Raw genomic sequence first — 16,370 nt, 5'->3', positions numbered from 1 at the left:
TATGACAAAAGCACACGTTAACAAGTTGGATAATCAAGACCTATCCGCATTACTTGACGGCGAACAACCTTTAAGTAATGAGGAAATTGCTTTACAGGATACGGCAACCTTAGGGCGCTATGCACTGATAGGCGATGTAATGCGTGCTGAGTCAGAGGACGCCTTTGTACTTGATATAAGTGATAGCGTAGCTAAAGCATTAGAAAGTGAACCGGTATATGCTGACTTTAGTCAAAAGCAAGATGCGCAAGTCGCAGCGACTGGTACAGATAATGTGGTTGCCTTTAACTGGCGTAAGCCAGTAGCGCAGTTAGCTATTGCGGCAAGTGTGGCAATGTTTGCAATCGTTGGGGTACAAACGCTACCACAAGGTGAAGACTCTCCTGCGAATGAAATTCCAATTTTACAAAGCACACCTTTAACTGGGGTTGCATCTCCTGTGAGCTATTCATCAGAACCTGCTTTGGAAAATGCTGAACAAGGCTTACGCGAATTACAGCAACAACGCATTGGCGCATTGGTTTTAGAGCATCAACGTCAAGCACGCATTGCATATTCTCTTGAAAAGGCTCACACTAAGGCGCAAGCCGAAGAGGAAAAAAACTAATTAAATGAAAGTAATTACTTTTATCTTGTCGTTGGTAATATTAGCACCCGCCTATGCTAGCGACGAAACCCCTGCAAAAGAGCTATTGCTCAATATGGCTGAGGCCGTCCACAACCGTAACTTTGATGCGTCTTTTGTTGTTGTTAAAGGTAAATCGATGGAGCCCTACCGTTGGTTGCATGCAAAGCAAGGTGATACAGAGCTTGAGCATCTAAGTTTACTCAATGGTGCTGGTCTTGAAATGGTTAGGGTTGATGATCAAGTCACCTATTTTGAACCGCAATCAGCCCCGTATTCTATAGCGACTGACTCAATCGCTGGGCCAATCCCTGAAGTGCTTTTTAAAGATATAGAACGTTTAAGCAGCGAATATGATTTTGTCCTTGGTGGCAAAGGGCGCATAGCAGGGCGTGCAGCACAACTAGTACGTATTGAATCAAAAGATGAATTTAAGTTTAATTATTGGCTCTGGATTGATGCTGAGTCGTCATTACTTTTAAAGTCAGCGTATGTAAATCACGATGGTGAAATGCTTGAGCAACTACAGCTAACACATATCAGCGTGACTGAAGAGCCTGCACCACTGTTACTTGAAATGTTAAACCGTGATTTTCCAACACCATTACCCCGTGATGCAGTTGCAACAGAGCAGACTAACGCTGCTAGCAATAACTGGCAGATTGGCTGGTTGCCCGACGGCTTTAGCTTATTAAAATCAGACAGGCATAAACTTGATTTAAATAATGAATTAACCGATTACTATTTATATTCGGATGGTTTTGTTGAAGTGTCAGTATTTGTGCAGCGCCCGTTACCAGGACGCAGACCAAGTGGATCCTTATCTTCAGGAGCAACCACTATTTATGTGCATAATGCGGGTAGCTTTGACGTGTCAGTAGTCGGGAATATTCCAGCTATGACCGCAAAAGCGATTGCAGAATCAGTCGCACGGCCCCTTTAAAACCTCATGATTGAACAAACTCTTACAGTGGTGTCTATCTCAGGCGCCACTGCTCATTTAGAAGCACAACAAAAAAAAGCCTGTGAAGGCTGCAACGGTCGTTGTGGTTCACAAGTTTTTGGTAAACTGTTTGGTACTGCAAAGAAAACGTTTCCATATCAATTTGAAACTCCCGTCGAAGTTGGTCAAAAAGTAACATTGGCATTAGACGATAGCCATATGGTTAAACATGCTTTTGCTGTGTATATGTTACCTTTGTTTTTAAGTATGATATTTGCTTTAATTGCGAGTGAATTATTTAAAGCTGCTGAGTGGGTACAGATAATTGCCGCTGTAGGTGGTGGTATTACAGGCTTTGGTATTGCTAAAAGTCAGGTAAAAAGCCTTAAGCACGATATAAAAGTAATAAAAATTCACCCAATTAGCCTCCCTTTAACTCAAATAGATGGTGATTAAAGCCAATTAAATGTAAAATTGCGGCTTTATACACTTAGTCCATTAAAATAGAAGTTTAGAATCCAGTTTATGAAGCATATCCGTAATTTTTCGATCATCGCCCATATTGACCACGGTAAATCGACCCTTTCTGATCGTTTGATCCAAGTTTGTGGTGGCCTAACCGACCGTGAAATGCAAAAACAAGTATTGGATTCTATGGACATTGAGCGCGAGCGTGGGATCACCATTAAAGCGCAAAGTGTAACCCTTAATTATAAAGCCAATGATGGTGAAACTTACCAGCTAAACTTTATCGATACGCCAGGACACGTTGACTTCACTTATGAAGTGTCGCGTTCACTTGCCGCTTGTGAAGGTGCATTATTAGTTGTTGATGCAGGGCAAGGTGTAGAAGCGCAAACGTTAGCAAATTGCTACACTGCGATAGAGATGGACTTAGAAGTTATTCCGGTTCTCAATAAAATTGATTTACCGCAAGCTGATCCACTACGTGTAGCTGAAGAAATTGAAGATATTATTGGTATTGATGCCTTAGATGCTGTGCAATGCAGTGCTAAAACAGGTGTTGGTATTGCTGAAGTATTGGAAATGATTGTAAAGGATGTACCACCACCAGAAGGTGATAAAGACGCTCCATTACAAGCATTGATCATCGATTCATGGTTTGACCCATACCAAGGTGTTGTATCACTGGTTCGTATTAAACATGGTGAGTTACGCGCCGGCGACAAAATAAAGATTATGTCGAATGAGCAAGTACATATTGCTGATCACGTAGGTATATTTACACCAAAGCAAACAAATACCGGTGTATTAAAAACCGGTGAAGTTGGTTTTGTCATTGCAGGTATCAAAGAAATTCACGGTGCTCCAGTTGGTGATACCATCACTCATCAAAAAAATGCTGCACCTGCGCGTTTGCCTGGTTTCCAGAAAATTAAACCGCAAGTTTATGCGGGTATGTTCCCAATTGCATCTGATGAATATGAGTCGTTCCGTGATGCGCTTAACAAGTTAAGCTTGAACGATGCTTCACTTTTCTTCGAACCAGAGAACTCAACTGCGCTTGGTTTTGGTTTTCGTTGTGGCTTCTTAGGGATGCTACACATGGAAATTATTCAAGAGCGTTTAGAGCGTGAATACGACATTGACCTTATCACTACGGCACCAACAGTAATTTATGAAGTAGTAACCAAAGAAGGTACTAAGCAGATAGACAATCCGTCTGACTTACCACCAGTAAATGATATTCTAGAAATCCGTGAGCCTGTTGTTGAAGCAAATATTCTTGTACCGCAAGAGTATTTAGGTAGTGTGATCACCTTATGTGTCGAAAAACGTGGTATGCAAACAAAAATGAGCTATCACGGTAAGCAAGTTGCGGTCACCTACGAGCTACCAATGGCTGAAGTGGTGATGGACTTTTTTGATAAATTAAAATCAACTAGCCGTGGTTTTGCCTCTCTTGATTATAACTTTAAACACTTCCAAGTGTCTGACATGGTGCGTGTAGATATCTTAATCAATGGTGACAGAGTAGATGCCCTTGCTATTATTGTACACAGAGAAAGTGCGCAATCACGTGGTCGCCAATTAGCAGATGCATTGAAAGAGCTGATCCCTCGCCAAATGTTTGATATTGCAATTCAAGCTGCAATTGGTCAGCATGTTATTGCCCGTACGACGGTTAAGCAGTTACGCAAAAATGTAATCGCAAAATGTTATGGTGGTGACGTGAGCCGTAAGAAGAAACTTCTTCAAAAACAAAAAGACGGTAAAAAGCGAATGAAGCAACTAGGTAATGTTGAAGTGCCACAAGATGCGTTCTTAGCTATTCTTAAAGTTGGTAAATAAGTTTCGAACCCAGTTTAGAAAGATAAAGGAATGAATGCATGGCAGGTTATTTTTCAATATTTTTAGTGTTATTAACTTTAGGGTCAGGCTTAATCTGGTTAATTGATCATTTTATGTTTGCACCAAAAAGACAAGAACGCTTAGCCTTGGCAACAAGTTCAGCCGGTGGCGAATTAGATGAAGAAACTGCTTCTTTAATTGCACCTGAGCCTACAATTACTGAAACGGCGAAGTCTATCTTTCCGATGATTGCTGCAATTACGATTTTTAGATCGTTTTTGTTTGAACCGTTCCAGATCCCGTCAGGTTCGATGATGCCAACTTTGTTGGTGGGTGACTTTATCTTAGTGCAAAAGTATTCGTACGGAGTAAAAGACCCTGTATGGCGCACGCAAATGCTAGATGTAGCAGAACCTGAACGCGGTGATATTGTGGTGTTTAAATATCCGCTCGATGAGCGAGTAGATTATATTAAACGAGCAATTGGTCTGCCAGGTGATAAAATTGTATATCGTAATAAGCGCTTATACATCCAACCTAATTGTGAACAAGGACAAACGCAACAAGGTGATTTATTGTGTAATGAGTTTAACAAGATTGATATGGAAATCATCAATCGTGACGAATTTAAGCAAGGCTCTATGGATTTAGTGCGTTTAAATGAAAATTTAACAACATTGAACCATGATATTTTAATTAACCCAGAAGCGCTGGAAATGAAAGGGCGCTACTATCAACAACCGGGTACACGTTCTGATGAATGGGTAGTACCGGCTGATCATTATTTTATGATGGGTGATAACCGCGACAATAGCCAAGATAGTCGTGTGTGGGGCTTTGTACCAAAAGAGAACTTGGTGGGTAAAGCCGTCTTTATATGGATGAGTTTTGAATTTGATAATGGCCCAGATGACATTTTACCAGGCTGGGTTCCAACTGGAGTTCGTTTTGAACGCCTAGGTAATATTCAGTAACAATGAAAAAAAATGTAACAGAGTTATATAACAAAATAGGGTATACATTTACTGATCAAGGTTTACTTGAGCAGGCAATGACCCATCGTAGCCATAAAGGGCAGCATAATGAGCGCTTAGAGTTTTTAGGAGACTCAATTCTTAGCTTCGTCATTGCCAATGCACTTTATAGCAAGTTTCCAAAAGCCCGTGAAGGTGACTTAAGCCGTATGCGCTCTACTTTAGTGCGTGGTCAAACTTTGGCTGAGTTTGGCCTTGAATTTGGTTTAGGTGACTATTTACGTTTAGGTCCAGGCGAACTGAAAAGTGGTGGCTTTAGACGCGAGTCTACGCTTGCAGATGCAGTAGAAGCAATTATCGGTGCTGTCTTCTTAGACTCTGGTATTGATGTATGTGGTGAGCTGATCTTACAATGGTACGAAGCACGCCTTGATGCAATTTCACCAGGCCTCAATCAAAAAGATCCTAAGACCTTACTGCAAGAGTACCTACAAGCCCGTAAATTATCGCTGCCAGGTTATACCGTGGTTGATACGAAAGGCCAAGCACACAATCAAACATTCACGGTTGAATGTATTGTTGAAGGTATGGATAGCATTATCTCAGTAGGTAGCTCACGTCGTAAAGCCGAGCAAAAAGCCGCTGAAAAAGCATTGAAGATACTCAAAAATGAATCTTGATACACTGATCCAACCTCATGAAGGTGAGCTAGATACCTTTTGTGGCATGATAGCCATTGTTGGTCGTCCTAACGTTGGTAAATCAACTTTACTTAATGAAATCATTGAGCAAAAAGTTAGTATTACCTCGCGTAAACCACAAACAACACGTCACCGTATTATGGGTATTCATACACAAGGGCAGCATCAAGCTGTCTACGTTGATACTCCAGGGTTACACGTTGAAGAAAAGCGCGCTATTAATCGTTTAATGAACCGTGCGGCGTCAAGTTCTATTGGTGATGTAGAGCTCATTATTTTTGTTGTTGAAGGCACTCATTGGAATGCCGATGATGAAATGGTACTCAACAAAGTAAGCCAAAGTGGCAAACCCGTATTATTAGTCATTAATAAAATTGACCAAGTGAAAGACCGAGACTTAGTGCTTCCGCATATGAAGTGGTTAGGCGACAAATTTGATTTTGTCGGTATTATGCCAGTGTCAGCGACACAGGGTAAAAATATTAACTTGATCAAAGATGAAGTAACGAAACGCCTTCCACCGTGTGAGTTTTACTTTCCTGATGACTATGTAACAGACCGCTCTATGCGCTTTATGGCAGCTGAAGTTATTCGTGAAAAGCTGATGCGCTTTATGGGTGAAGAGCTACCGTACTCAGTGACTGTTGAAATCGAGCAGTTTAAATGGCAAGACAACGGTGTTTGGCATATCAATGGTTTGATCTTGGTTGAGCGTGAAACTCAAAAACGCATGGTTATAGGTAACAAAGGCGAAAAGCTCAAAGTTATTGGCCGTGAAGCACGTAAAGATCTTGAAGAAATGCTGGATAACAAAGTGTTCTTAGAGCTTTGGGTAAAAGTAAAATCTGGTTGGGCTGACGATGAACGAGCTCTGCGTAGTTTAGGCTATGGTGAAGATTAACTTTTGTCGATAATAGCCCATGGATAGCGACTTCTATACAGCATATTTATTACACCGACGTCCTTATAGTGACTCACAAGTAATGCTAGATATGCTGGTAGAAGGCGTTGGTCAGTTACGCATGTTAGCCCGTATTAGTGGCCGACAAGCAACAAAACATAAAGCACAATTACAACCCTTCCAAACTTTACTAGTTAACTATACTGGTAAGCACGATTTAAAATATATTCAACGTTTTGAATTGCACGGTACACAATCTCCGCTTGTGGGTGATCAGCTTTACTGTGGCTTTTATTTAAATGAACTCACTAACCGAATTGTGCCAATTAATGAGCCAATTGATCATGCTTATCAGCTATATAAAACTCACCTTAGGCAACTAAACCAGCATCCGAACTTACAAGCCGTACTACGCTCTTATGAGTTTCAGTTACTAGAGTTGCTGGGCTATGGTGTTGATTTTACTTTTGATGCGGCGGGCGATCCAATTGATGCGGCGCACACGTATAGTTATTTTGCTGAATATGGCTTTGTGATTCAGGATTTAAAAGGCAGTGGATTTACTGGTGCACAACTAAATGCAATTGCAGATCATGACTTTAGTGCGCCTGATGTGCTATATATGGCAAAACAGTTGAGCCGACACTTAATGAAGCCACTGCTTGGTAAAAAACCATTAAAAAGCCGCGAGCTTTTTATTAAATAATTAATATAGGTAAAAAATGAAAGACATTCTTTTAGGTATTAACGTTGATCATATAGCAACTTTACGCCAAGCACGCGGAACAAATTACCCTGATCCTGCTCATGCAGCCAGTGTTGCAGAACATGCTGGCGCTGATGGTATTACAATCCACCTGCGTGAAGATCGTCGTCATATTCAAGATCGCGATGTTTATGTTATGGCCAAAACAATTCAAACACGCATGAATTTAGAAATTGCCGTGACAGATGAAATGCTTGATATCGCATTGGACGTTAAACCTGAATATGTATGTTTAGTGCCAGAAAAGCGTGAAGAGCTTACCACTGAAGGCGGCTTAGACGTGGTCGGCAATCTTGAAAAAATTAAAGCAGCTACAGCAAAACTATCCGCGGCAGGTATTAAAGTTTCATTATTTATTGATGCAGATAAAGCCCAGCTAGATGCAGCGAAAGCATGTAATGCCCCTTATGTTGAAATTCATACCGGCGCATATGCAGATGCCGAAAATGACACTGACATGGAAAAAGAGCTTGAGCATATTCGTCAAGGTGTTGAATACGCGGCAGGCTTAGGATTGACGGTAAACGCAGGACATGGCCTGCATTATCATAACGTTAAGCCTATTGCTGCGATGAAAGAGATTTATGAGCTCAATATTGGCCATGCGGTAATCGCCCGTGCAGCCATTGATGGCCTTGATAAAGCCGTTCGCGATATGAAACGCTTAATGCTTGAAGCAAGAGCTTAAGCTGTGAATTAAAAAAACGACTCAGTTGAGTCGTTTTTTATTCACTATTAATTATGGATTAACAGTTAGTTTCTTCAGCGTTTACGCCTTCTTTAACTTCTTCACAGGCGTCTTCAACACCATTTTGTACGTCTGTTACAGCTTCATCAATGCGCTCACCAGCCTCTTCTGCGTGATTGTCTTCACAACCCATAATAAAAAAACTAGCAAATAGTGCGATAACGGCTGTTTTAACTGTTGTAGATTTCATAATGTAATTCCTTGTAAATAATAAATAAATTAGTATGTTTGTGTTTCGACTAAGGTGTTTTGCCTCGTAGCGCACCTGAAACTAGTGAAATAACTAATAATACTAAAAAGATAAAAAATATAATTTTGGCAATTCCTGCTGCGGCACCTGCGATACCACCAAAACCTAACACTGCAGCAATAAGTGCAATAACTAAAAATGTAATTGTCCAGCGTAACATTGTCGTCTCCTTGGTTTGTTAAATTGTACAAAAAAGATAATGCTAGTTGCATGCCATGATTTTTAATTATTAATTTTCAGGAGCTTACGGTTTTTTTTGACTCTTAAGATTAGGTGTTTCAAGTAATATTTACTTTGTTGCGTGTAACTTATTCTTGTTCTTAGAAATTAACTCTTTAAATTCATAGGTTCTTGGTCAGACCAATTTAACTTGTGGCTTGTTTTATCTCCTGTTTATGAAGTGATTAGTGAAAAAAGGTACTTGATCTATGATTTTCTATCTAGATAGTTATAACTTTTAACTATATTCATTATTTTTATTGTCTATATCCCGGAAAATAATAACAAAATGTAGAGTGTTAAGTTTGATGTGGGTATGTTAGTTTATTATTAATTGGTTTTACCAATTTACAAAGTGTTGGACTTGGTCTGGTTCTTTGATATGATTGGTGAATAATTATTTATATAAAGTGATTTTCTACCTGTTTTTTGGTGGCGAATTAACACAATACTTTAATAATCAAGGGGAGCAGCATGGACATAGGCCAATTACTTGCTACAGCAGCAAATTTAATGATCACTGGAATGGTGGGCGTTTTCGTATTCTTATCGCTGTTAATTTCAGCAATTATTTTTATGTCTAAAATAATGGGCCGCTTTGAAGAGCCTGTGGTTCAAGCCGCTCGTACACCATCTATTAAAGCCCAAGGTGTGCCAGCTGCACACGTTGCTGCTATCAGTGCTGCAATCGCTCAGTACAAAAACAAACAAAAATCATAAGGGGTGACTCATGGCTAAATTAAAATTAACTGAGCTAGTACTCAGAGACGCACATCAATCTTTATTAGCAACACGCATGCGTTTAGACGATATGCTACCCATTGCAGAAAAACTGGATAATGCAGGTTATTGGTCAATTGAATCTTGGGGTGGAGCCACCTTTGATTCGTGTATTCGTTATCTAGGCGAAGATCCATGGGAGCGTATACGTGCGCTTAAAAAAGCCATGCCTAATACGAAGCAACAAATGTTACTTCGTGGTCAAAACTTATTAGGTTATCGTCATTATGCGGATGACGTTGTTGAAAAGTTTGTTGAGCGCGCACATAAAAATGGTGTTGATGTTTTTCGTATTTTTGATGCTATGAATGATGTTCGCAACCTTGAGACCGCTATTAAAGCTGCGGTAAAGGTCGGTGCACATGCACAAGGAACTATTTCATATACTGTGAGCCCAGTTCATACACTTGATATGTGGTTGACGCTGGCTAAGCAATTAGAAGATTTAGGCTGTCACTCAATCTGTATTAAGGATATGGCTGGTTTGCTTAAACCTTATGATTGTGAGCAATTGATCAAAGGGCTAAAAGAAACCGTTTCTATTCCTATCGCAATGCAATGTCACGCAACAACTGGTTTAAGCACTGCAACCTACCAAAAAGCCATTGATGCGGGTATTGATATGCTTGATACCGCTATTTCGTCTATGAGTATGACCTATGGTCATAGTGCGACTGAGACTATCGTTTCTATTGTTGAAGGCACTGAGCGTGATACCGAGCTTGATTTAAATCAGCTGGAAGAGATTGCAGCTTACTTCCGTGATGTTCGTAAAAAGTATGCGGCATTTGAAGGAAGTTTAAAAGGGGTTGATGGCCGTATATTGTTAGCCCAGGTGCCAGGTGGCATGCTAACCAATATGGAAAATCAACTAAAAGAGCAAGGCGCTGCTGATAAATTGGACCAGGTTTTACTTGAGATCCCAAGAGTACGTGAAGATTTGGGCTATTTACCTCTCGTTACACCAACGTCACAAATTGTTGGTACTCAAGCAGTATTGAATGTACTGACCGGCGAACGTTATAAAACCATCACTAAAGAGACTGCGGGTGTACTTAAAGGTGAGTACGGTTCAACGCCAGCACCAATGAATAAAGAGCTGCAGGAACGTGTACTTGATGGTAGTGAAGCAATTACGTGCCGCCCAGCAGATGTATTACAACCAGAGCTTGAAAGCTTACAAGCTGACTTATTAAAAGAAGCACAAGAACAAGGTTTAGACCTTGCCGATGAGCAAATTGATGATGTGTTAACTTACGCTCTGTTCCCACAGATTGGCTTAAAGTTTATTAAAAATCGTAATAACCCAGATGCATTTGAAGCAGTTCCGAGTGCTGAGTCTAATAAGCAAGAGAAACCGAGCACCAGTAAACCTGATAGCAAGACAGTTAAAGCTGAGCAATACAGTGTAAAAGTTGATGGCAAGGTATATGACGTTGTTGTTGCTCAAGGTGGAGAGTTAAAAGAAGTTACACTCAAAGACAGTGAGTTAATTCCACAGTCTGCCTCTGTTGCATCTGGTGAAACATTGAATGCGCCACTTGCAGGTAACATTTTCAAAATCAAAGTGAAAGCAGGTCAAACCGTGAATGCGGGTGATGTCGTGATGATCATGGAAGCGATGAAAATGGAAACCGAAATTCGCGCTACAAACAGCGGCACAATTGCTGAAATCTTAGTTGCTGAGGGCGATTCTGTTGCCACTGGCGATGCAATGATTGCTATGGCTTAGGAGTAAAGAGGATGGAAGCGGTATTGAACCTCTGGCAAGCGACAGGCATAGCAAACTTCACCTTTCCTGGATTGATCATGATCGCAGTAGGGTGTTTATTGTTGTATCTCGCAATTTCAAGAAACTTTGAGCCATTATTATTATTGCCAATAGGCTTTGGCGCTATTTTAACGAATATCCCTGTAGCGGGCTTATCAGACCCTGGTGGTTTGCTGTACTACGTTTATCATATTGGTATTGATACCGGTGTATTTCCGTTATTAATCTTTATGGGTGTGGGGGCACTGACAGACTTTAGTGCATTAATTGCAAACCCACGAATGATGTTACTTGGTGCAGCTGCTCAGTTTGGTATTTTTGCTACTTTATTCGGTGCAATTTTACTTAACTATGTGCCTGGCTTTGAGTTTACTCTGCAGGATGCATCAGCGATTGCAATTATTGGTGGTGCCGATGGCCCAACAGCTATCTTTTTAGCATCAAAGTTAGCGCCAGATTTATTAGGTGCAATTGCAGTGGCTGCTTATTCGTATATGGCCTTAGTGCCAATTATTCAGCCACCTATTATGCGTGCCTTAACAACACCAGAAGAACGTAAAATTCAAATGCCACAGTTGCGCACTGTATCGAAAAAGGAAAAGATTATTTTTCCTCTTATGGTATTGGGTTTAACTATGCTGTTTTTACCTGCGGCAACACCATTAGTCGGTATGTTTTGTTTAGGTAACTTAATGCGAGAATCAGGTGTGGTTGATCGTTTAAGTAACAGTGCACAAAATGAGATTATCAATATCACCACGATTTTCTTAGGTTTAGCTGTAGGGTCTAAATTAGCCGCGGATAAGTTTTTAACTGTAGAAACACTGGGTATTTTAGCGTTAGGAGCACTCGCGTTCTCTATTGGTACAGCATCAGGTGTGTTTATGGCTAAAGGCTTAAATAAGTTCTCCAAGTCACCTATAAACCCATTAGTTGGTGCAGCAGGTGTTTCTGCTGTACCAATGGCAGCTCGAGTTGTTAATAAAGTAGGTCTTGAAAATAACCCGCATAACTTCTTATTAATGCATGCAATGGGACCAAACGTAGCAGGCGTACTTGGCAGTGCTGTCGCTGCGGGTATCTTGTTAGCACTTGTAGGTTAAAACACAACTCAGGTACTCATTCATTTTGAGTACTGCTGAAGTAAACTTTTACTTCCAACCGACTGGCGCAGTTTATACTGCGCTTTTTTTTGCCTGCTTTTTAGGTATACTCGAATTTTGTTACTAATAACCTGATTTTAAAAGGAGTGGTATGAATATCTTTGTGATTTTAATCTCTTTGTTTGTCGCACTTGTCATTCTTGTGCCACTACTTGAAAAGTACCAATCAAAAATGGGCTTAGAGGGCGCAACTAAATATGCGAAATATATTTGGCCATTAGTCATGATTTCATTGGTTGTGCAGTTGATTTATATGTTGGTACGGTAGAGTGCAGCCGTCAGCCGTCAGCCGTCAGCCGTCAGGGGAGCTGGGAGCGCTAAGCTGTAAGTTTTAAGCTGCTCGGCGTTAAACTTGGCTACATGAGCTGCATTGAGTACAGCGAAACCCAACGAAAAAATCCCCCCTCACAACAAAAAACCGTTGCTACTTACGTAACAACGGTTTTTATAATTTCTTACAGCTTACAGCTTACAGCTTACAGCTTACAGCTTACAGCTTACAGCTTACAGCTATTATTTAAGCGCTAACTGTAGCTCTCTGTTGCGCTCTAGCTGCGCTAAGAATGTGTCTGCAATTGGTTTAAACTTAGCAAGCTCTGCGCGTGGTAGAGGCTCAGATTTTGGAAGTTTAACAGTCTTAGGGTTACGGTGAACGCCGTTAACTAAAAACTCATAGTGTAAATGCGCGCCGGTTACGCGGCCTGTTGCACCGACAGTACCAATTTTTTGGCCTTGCTTAACTTTCTGTCCAGTTTTTACTGCGCGTTTGTTTAAGTGTAAGTACTTAGTCACGTATTGTGTGCCATGACTAATAAATACATAGTTACCATTGTATTTGCTGTAACCTGATTTAATTACTTTACCGTTACCTGACGCAACAACTGGTGTACCAGTACGTGCTGCGTAATCGATACCGCGGTGCGCTTTCACTTGCCCAGTAACAGGGTGTAAGCGGCGCGGGTTAAAACTTGAGCTAATATATTTAAAGTTAACCGGTGCACGTAAAAATGCTTTTTTCATGCTACGGCCTTCAGGGGTATAAAAATTACCATCGCTGTGGCGAATAGCGGCATAACGCTCACCCTGATTTATAAATTCAGCGGCAATAATTTTACCTGTACCAATAAACTCGCCATCAACATAATGTGATTCATAAATTAAGCCAAACTGATCACCTTTACGAATGTCGTTAGCAAAATCCACGTCCCAACCAAAGATATCAGCAAAGTTCATAATTTGGCGTTCGCTTAAACCTGCAGCTATACCTGAGGTCCAAAAGCTGTTACTGATTTCTCCACCAGTGGATTTAGTTAAAGTTTCAATTTCTTTGCTGTCGATTGAGGTATCGTAATTACCTTCCTCGTTTAAAGTTACAAACAAAGTATCTGTCTTTGAAATAACATAACGTAATTGTGCTAAAGAGCCGTCTTCGGCGGTGGCAAAACTAAGGATTTCACCAGGGTGAATTTTAGTTAGCTTACGAGTTTCTGCATTGGTGTTCAGTAATTTATGGACGGTCTGCGCGTTAAAGCCCGCTCGCTTAAAGATAAGTGCTAAATTGTCACCGTTCTTTACTTCAAAATCGACTAGGTCATATTCTGGTAATTTTGCTGCGTCTTCTTGCGAATTTAATTCAGTTAATTGCTCAGCATCATCAACTTTAATTTGTAACTCGTAGCGCTTGCCAATTTCCAGCGCATCTGCACTGTTGTCTTTAGAGGCGGTTGCTTTTTCAGAAGGAATAAGAGTCAGGGCAGCAATAGCAGAAACCAAACCTAGAATAAGCAATTTGTGTTTTTTTGGGAGTTTGTGCACAACGTGAACCATAACGTGCCTTTTTCTGCTGTCAAGATAATTAATCACTAATATTGCAGGATATACCTAATAAAGCGTTAATACCAGTGTTTTGTGGATTTAAACTGTCGCTAATTTACGCTAGAATCCCTAGGTTGACTGAATTTTTTGGAGTAATACACAGTGGATTTACAAACCGCTCTAGCAGAGATTAAACGCGGTGCAGAAGAAATATTAATTGAAGACGAATTAGTCGAGAAGCTAAAGTCTGGTAAAAAGCTGAAGATCAAGGCGGGTTTTGATCCAACCGCACCTGACTTACACTTAGGCCACACAGTGTTAATTAATAAAATGAAAACCTTCCAAGACTTAGGTCACGAGGTGATTTTCTTAATTGGTGATTTCACCGGTATGATTGGTGATCCAACAGGCAAAAATGTAACACGTAAGCCGCTAACTCGAGATGACGTATTAGCAAATGCTGAAACGTATAAAGAGCAAGTGTTTAAAATTTTAGATCCAGCTAAGACCACGGTTGCGTTTAATTCATCTTGGATGGAAAACTTAGGCGCAGCGGGTATGATCAAATTAGCAGCACGTCAAACTGTGGCTCGTATGCTTGAGCGTGATGACTTTAAAAAGCGCTATGCAAGTGGCCAGTCAATTGCTATTCATGAATTTTTATATCCATTAGTACAAGGTTGGGATTCAGTTGCGCTAGAAGCAGATGTTGAATTAGGTGGTACTGATCAGCGTTTTAATCTGCTTATGGGCCGAGAGCTGCAAAAAGATGAAGGTCAAAAGCCGCAAACGGTACTAATGATGCCTTTATTAGAGGGTACCGATGGCGTACAAAAAATGTCTAAGTCGTTAGGCAACTATATTGGTATTACAGATGCGCCGAATGACATGTTTGGTAAAGTGATGTCAATTAGTGATGAATTAATGTGGCGTTACTACGATTTACTAAGTAGCTTATCAATTGAAGAAATTGCCGCGTTAAAAGAAAAAGTAGCACAGGGCACAAATCCTCGTGATATTAAAATTGATTTAGCAAAAGAACTGATCGCTCGTTTTCATAGTGATGACGCTGCGCAAGGCGCACATGAAGATTTCATCAAGCGTTTTCAAAAGAATGCATTACCTGATGATATCCCAGATGTAACAGTAACCATTGATGAAGACACTGTGTTTGTAACGAATATGCTTAAAGAAGCGGGATTAGTTGCTAGTACGTCTGAAGCGATGCGTATGATCAAACAAGGCGCAGTTAAAATTAACGGTGAAGAAAAAGTAACAGACTCAAAATTAGAGATTGCTAAAGGCAGTACGGCTATTTACCAAGTAGGTAAACGTAAATTTGCCAATATTACCGTTGCTTAATTAGAATCTTTAGCTAAGAATGAAAATTCAGTAATAATATAGCCAAATCATCTAGGTGGTTTGGCTATCCACAAACCGGCTTCGGCTGGTTTTTTTATATCGTTTTTAGAATTTCAATAGCAATAATCACTAATAACCAAAATCCTCTAGCTTGATTAAAGCGACTGACAAGTACCGCTAAATCATCCGCTTTTGGTAACCTATCTATGCCAATGCGCATTTTGTTGAAACGTTGACTTTGATAGATTGCAGGCCCACCTAACTGTACAGCAAGGGATGCTGAGCATGCGCTGAGTAACCAACCTGAATTACTTTGATAAAAGTGACGACCATAATGTTTGATATAGTGAATACTTTGCTTCGTGGCCTTACTGCTAGCTATGGTTAAGGTAAGTAAGCGTAAAGGTAGCCACTCAATTAAAAATAATAGGGCTGAAATTGTTTTTAAAAAGCGATTGTTTGGTGTTAAGTCAGTACGCCATGCTTGATGCATTAAGCTTAATAAGTGATAACTTAATGTGGCCATAGCACCAAATACTAAATAGATAAAAATAACCGTAAAATAATGGCGAGCAACTCTTAATGCAAATGTTTCCATCGCAGCTTTACATATTCCTGCACTAGAGAGCTTACTCACATCTCTTGCTACAAGTGGGCTAAGTAGTTCTCGTGCAGTGGCTTTTTGATTTTGTTTAACTAAGCGAGCAATACGTAACACTTTTTTTTGCGGGCTTTGCCATTGTAGACAAATGTATAAAATTAAACCTGCGAGTAACTCAGGATAATAAGCAAATTCTAGCAGCAGTACTGTAATAGTCATGATTACAAGAATCACTAAGCTGAAACATAATGTTGATGATAAGTAGTGATAGCTTTTAGGTTCTTTTGCACGATAAATACGTTTACCTAAAGCGCGAAAAGCCACACTTAAAAAGGTATTTGGATGATACCAGCTGCTCAAAGGCAAAAAGCGCTCAACCAGGAGCGCTATCATAAATACAATAAAGTCCAAATGTTGTTGAACTAGATTGGGTAACAC

The 16,370-nt window shown here is 40.3% G+C and carries 18 protein-coding genes; 14 read left to right on the top strand and 4 right to left on the bottom strand.

Features of this window, described 5'->3' with window-relative positions:
- The first annotated feature begins 1 nt into the window (after nucleotide 1).
- From NQT69_RS08140 to pdxJ, 9 genes are all read left to right on the top strand, one after another.
- Nucleotides 2-607 (top strand): sigma-E factor negative regulatory protein, encoded by a 606-nt coding sequence (locus NQT69_RS08140; RefSeq protein WP_256827145.1) that lies wholly within the window; start codon nucleotides 2-4, stop codon nucleotides 605-607.
- Between the two features lie 4 nt (nucleotides 608-611).
- The gene (locus NQT69_RS08135; RefSeq protein ID WP_256827144.1) at nucleotides 612-1,568 is read left to right on the top strand and encodes a MucB/RseB C-terminal domain-containing protein; all 957 of its coding nucleotides are present in this window, start codon (nucleotides 612-614) and stop codon (nucleotides 1,566-1,568) included.
- Nucleotides 1,569-1,574: 6 nt separating this feature from the next.
- Nucleotides 1,575-2,024, top strand: coding sequence for a SoxR reducing system RseC family protein (locus NQT69_RS08130; RefSeq protein WP_256827143.1), 450 nt, complete (start codon nucleotides 1,575-1,577; stop codon nucleotides 2,022-2,024).
- Between the two features lie 69 nt (nucleotides 2,025-2,093).
- Nucleotides 2,094-3,881, top strand: coding sequence for a translation elongation factor 4 (gene lepA, locus NQT69_RS08125; RefSeq protein ID WP_256827142.1), 1,788 nt, complete (start codon nucleotides 2,094-2,096; stop codon nucleotides 3,879-3,881).
- Between the two features lie 38 nt (nucleotides 3,882-3,919).
- On the top strand, nucleotides 3,920-4,855 hold the full coding sequence (lepB, locus tag NQT69_RS08120) for a signal peptidase I (protein ID WP_256827141.1): 936 nt from the start codon (nucleotides 3,920-3,922) through the stop codon (nucleotides 4,853-4,855).
- A 2-nt stretch (nucleotides 4,856-4,857) separates the two neighbouring features.
- Entirely contained in the window at nucleotides 4,858-5,535 is a 678-nt protein-coding gene (gene rnc, locus NQT69_RS08115; protein ID WP_256827140.1) for a ribonuclease III, read from the top strand.
- Nucleotides 5,525-6,457, top strand: a complete 933-nt coding sequence (gene era, locus NQT69_RS08110) for a GTPase Era (RefSeq protein ID WP_256827139.1) — start codon at nucleotides 5,525-5,527, stop codon at nucleotides 6,455-6,457. The genes rnc and era overlap by 11 nt, the downstream gene beginning before the upstream one ends.
- Nucleotides 6,458-6,476: 19 nt before the next feature.
- The gene (gene recO, locus NQT69_RS08105) at nucleotides 6,477-7,163 is read left to right on the top strand and encodes a DNA repair protein RecO (RefSeq protein ID WP_256827138.1); all 687 of its coding nucleotides are present in this window, start codon (nucleotides 6,477-6,479) and stop codon (nucleotides 7,161-7,163) included.
- Nucleotides 7,164-7,179: 16 nt separating this feature from the next.
- Nucleotides 7,180-7,911, top strand: coding sequence for a pyridoxine 5'-phosphate synthase (pdxJ, locus tag NQT69_RS08100; protein ID WP_256827137.1), 732 nt, complete (start codon nucleotides 7,180-7,182; stop codon nucleotides 7,909-7,911).
- A 58-nt stretch (nucleotides 7,912-7,969) separates the two neighbouring features.
- Here pdxJ and NQT69_RS08095 read toward each other — a convergent pair whose 3' ends face one another.
- Complete coding sequence (locus NQT69_RS08095; RefSeq protein ID WP_087531994.1) at nucleotides 7,970-8,161, bottom strand: hypothetical protein; 192 nt, start codon at nucleotides 8,159-8,161, stop codon at nucleotides 7,970-7,972.
- Nucleotides 8,162-8,210: 49 nt separating this feature from the next.
- Nucleotides 8,211-8,381, bottom strand: a complete 171-nt coding sequence (locus NQT69_RS08090; protein WP_087531995.1) for a DUF1328 domain-containing protein — start codon at nucleotides 8,379-8,381, stop codon at nucleotides 8,211-8,213.
- A gap of 533 nt (nucleotides 8,382-8,914) precedes the next feature.
- On the opposite strand from NQT69_RS08090, the gene NQT69_RS08085 reads away from it, so the two are divergent.
- From NQT69_RS08085 to NQT69_RS08070, 4 genes are all read left to right on the top strand, one after another.
- Nucleotides 8,915-9,160, top strand: a complete 246-nt coding sequence (locus tag NQT69_RS08085) for an OadG family protein (protein ID WP_256827136.1) — start codon at nucleotides 8,915-8,917, stop codon at nucleotides 9,158-9,160.
- 10 nt (nucleotides 9,161-9,170) lie between these two features.
- Nucleotides 9,171-10,952: a sodium-extruding oxaloacetate decarboxylase subunit alpha gene (gene oadA, locus NQT69_RS08080; protein ID WP_256827135.1), complete on the top strand. Its 1,782-nt coding sequence runs from the start codon at nucleotides 9,171-9,173 to the stop codon at nucleotides 10,950-10,952.
- 11 nt (nucleotides 10,953-10,963) lie between these two features.
- Nucleotides 10,964-12,094: a sodium ion-translocating decarboxylase subunit beta gene (locus NQT69_RS08075; protein WP_256827134.1), complete on the top strand. Its 1,131-nt coding sequence runs from the start codon at nucleotides 10,964-10,966 to the stop codon at nucleotides 12,092-12,094.
- Nucleotides 12,095-12,245: 151 nt separating this feature from the next.
- The gene (locus NQT69_RS08070; protein ID WP_176372521.1) at nucleotides 12,246-12,422 is read left to right on the top strand and encodes a hypothetical protein; all 177 of its coding nucleotides are present in this window, start codon (nucleotides 12,246-12,248) and stop codon (nucleotides 12,420-12,422) included.
- A 245-nt stretch (nucleotides 12,423-12,667) separates the two neighbouring features.
- Here NQT69_RS08070 and NQT69_RS08065 read toward each other — a convergent pair whose 3' ends face one another.
- Nucleotides 12,668-13,981 (bottom strand): peptidoglycan DD-metalloendopeptidase family protein, encoded by a 1,314-nt coding sequence (locus tag NQT69_RS08065; RefSeq protein ID WP_256827133.1) that lies wholly within the window; start codon nucleotides 13,979-13,981, stop codon nucleotides 12,668-12,670.
- Nucleotides 13,982-14,131: 150 nt separating this feature from the next.
- Here NQT69_RS08065 and tyrS point away from each other — a divergent pair, with 150 nt between their 5' ends.
- Nucleotides 14,132-15,331 carry a tyrosine--tRNA ligase gene (tyrS, locus tag NQT69_RS08060; RefSeq protein ID WP_256827132.1) on the top strand — a complete coding sequence of 400 codons (1,200 nt, stop codon included), beginning with the start codon at nucleotides 14,132-14,134 and terminating at the stop codon, nucleotides 15,329-15,331.
- A 94-nt stretch (nucleotides 15,332-15,425) separates the two neighbouring features.
- Here tyrS and NQT69_RS08055 read toward each other — a convergent pair whose 3' ends face one another.
- On the bottom strand, nucleotides 15,426-16,370 hold the full coding sequence (locus tag NQT69_RS08055; protein WP_256827131.1) for a cobalamin biosynthesis protein CobD/CbiB: 945 nt from the start codon (nucleotides 16,368-16,370) through the stop codon (nucleotides 15,426-15,428).

Source organism: Pseudoalteromonas shioyasakiensis (genome assembly GCF_024518675.1).
Lineage (GTDB): Bacteria > Pseudomonadota > Gammaproteobacteria > Enterobacterales > Alteromonadaceae > Pseudoalteromonas > Pseudoalteromonas shioyasakiensis_B.
The sequence above is the reverse complement of the archived record's forward strand: the minus strand, read 5'-3'. Positions and strand labels throughout refer to the sequence as shown.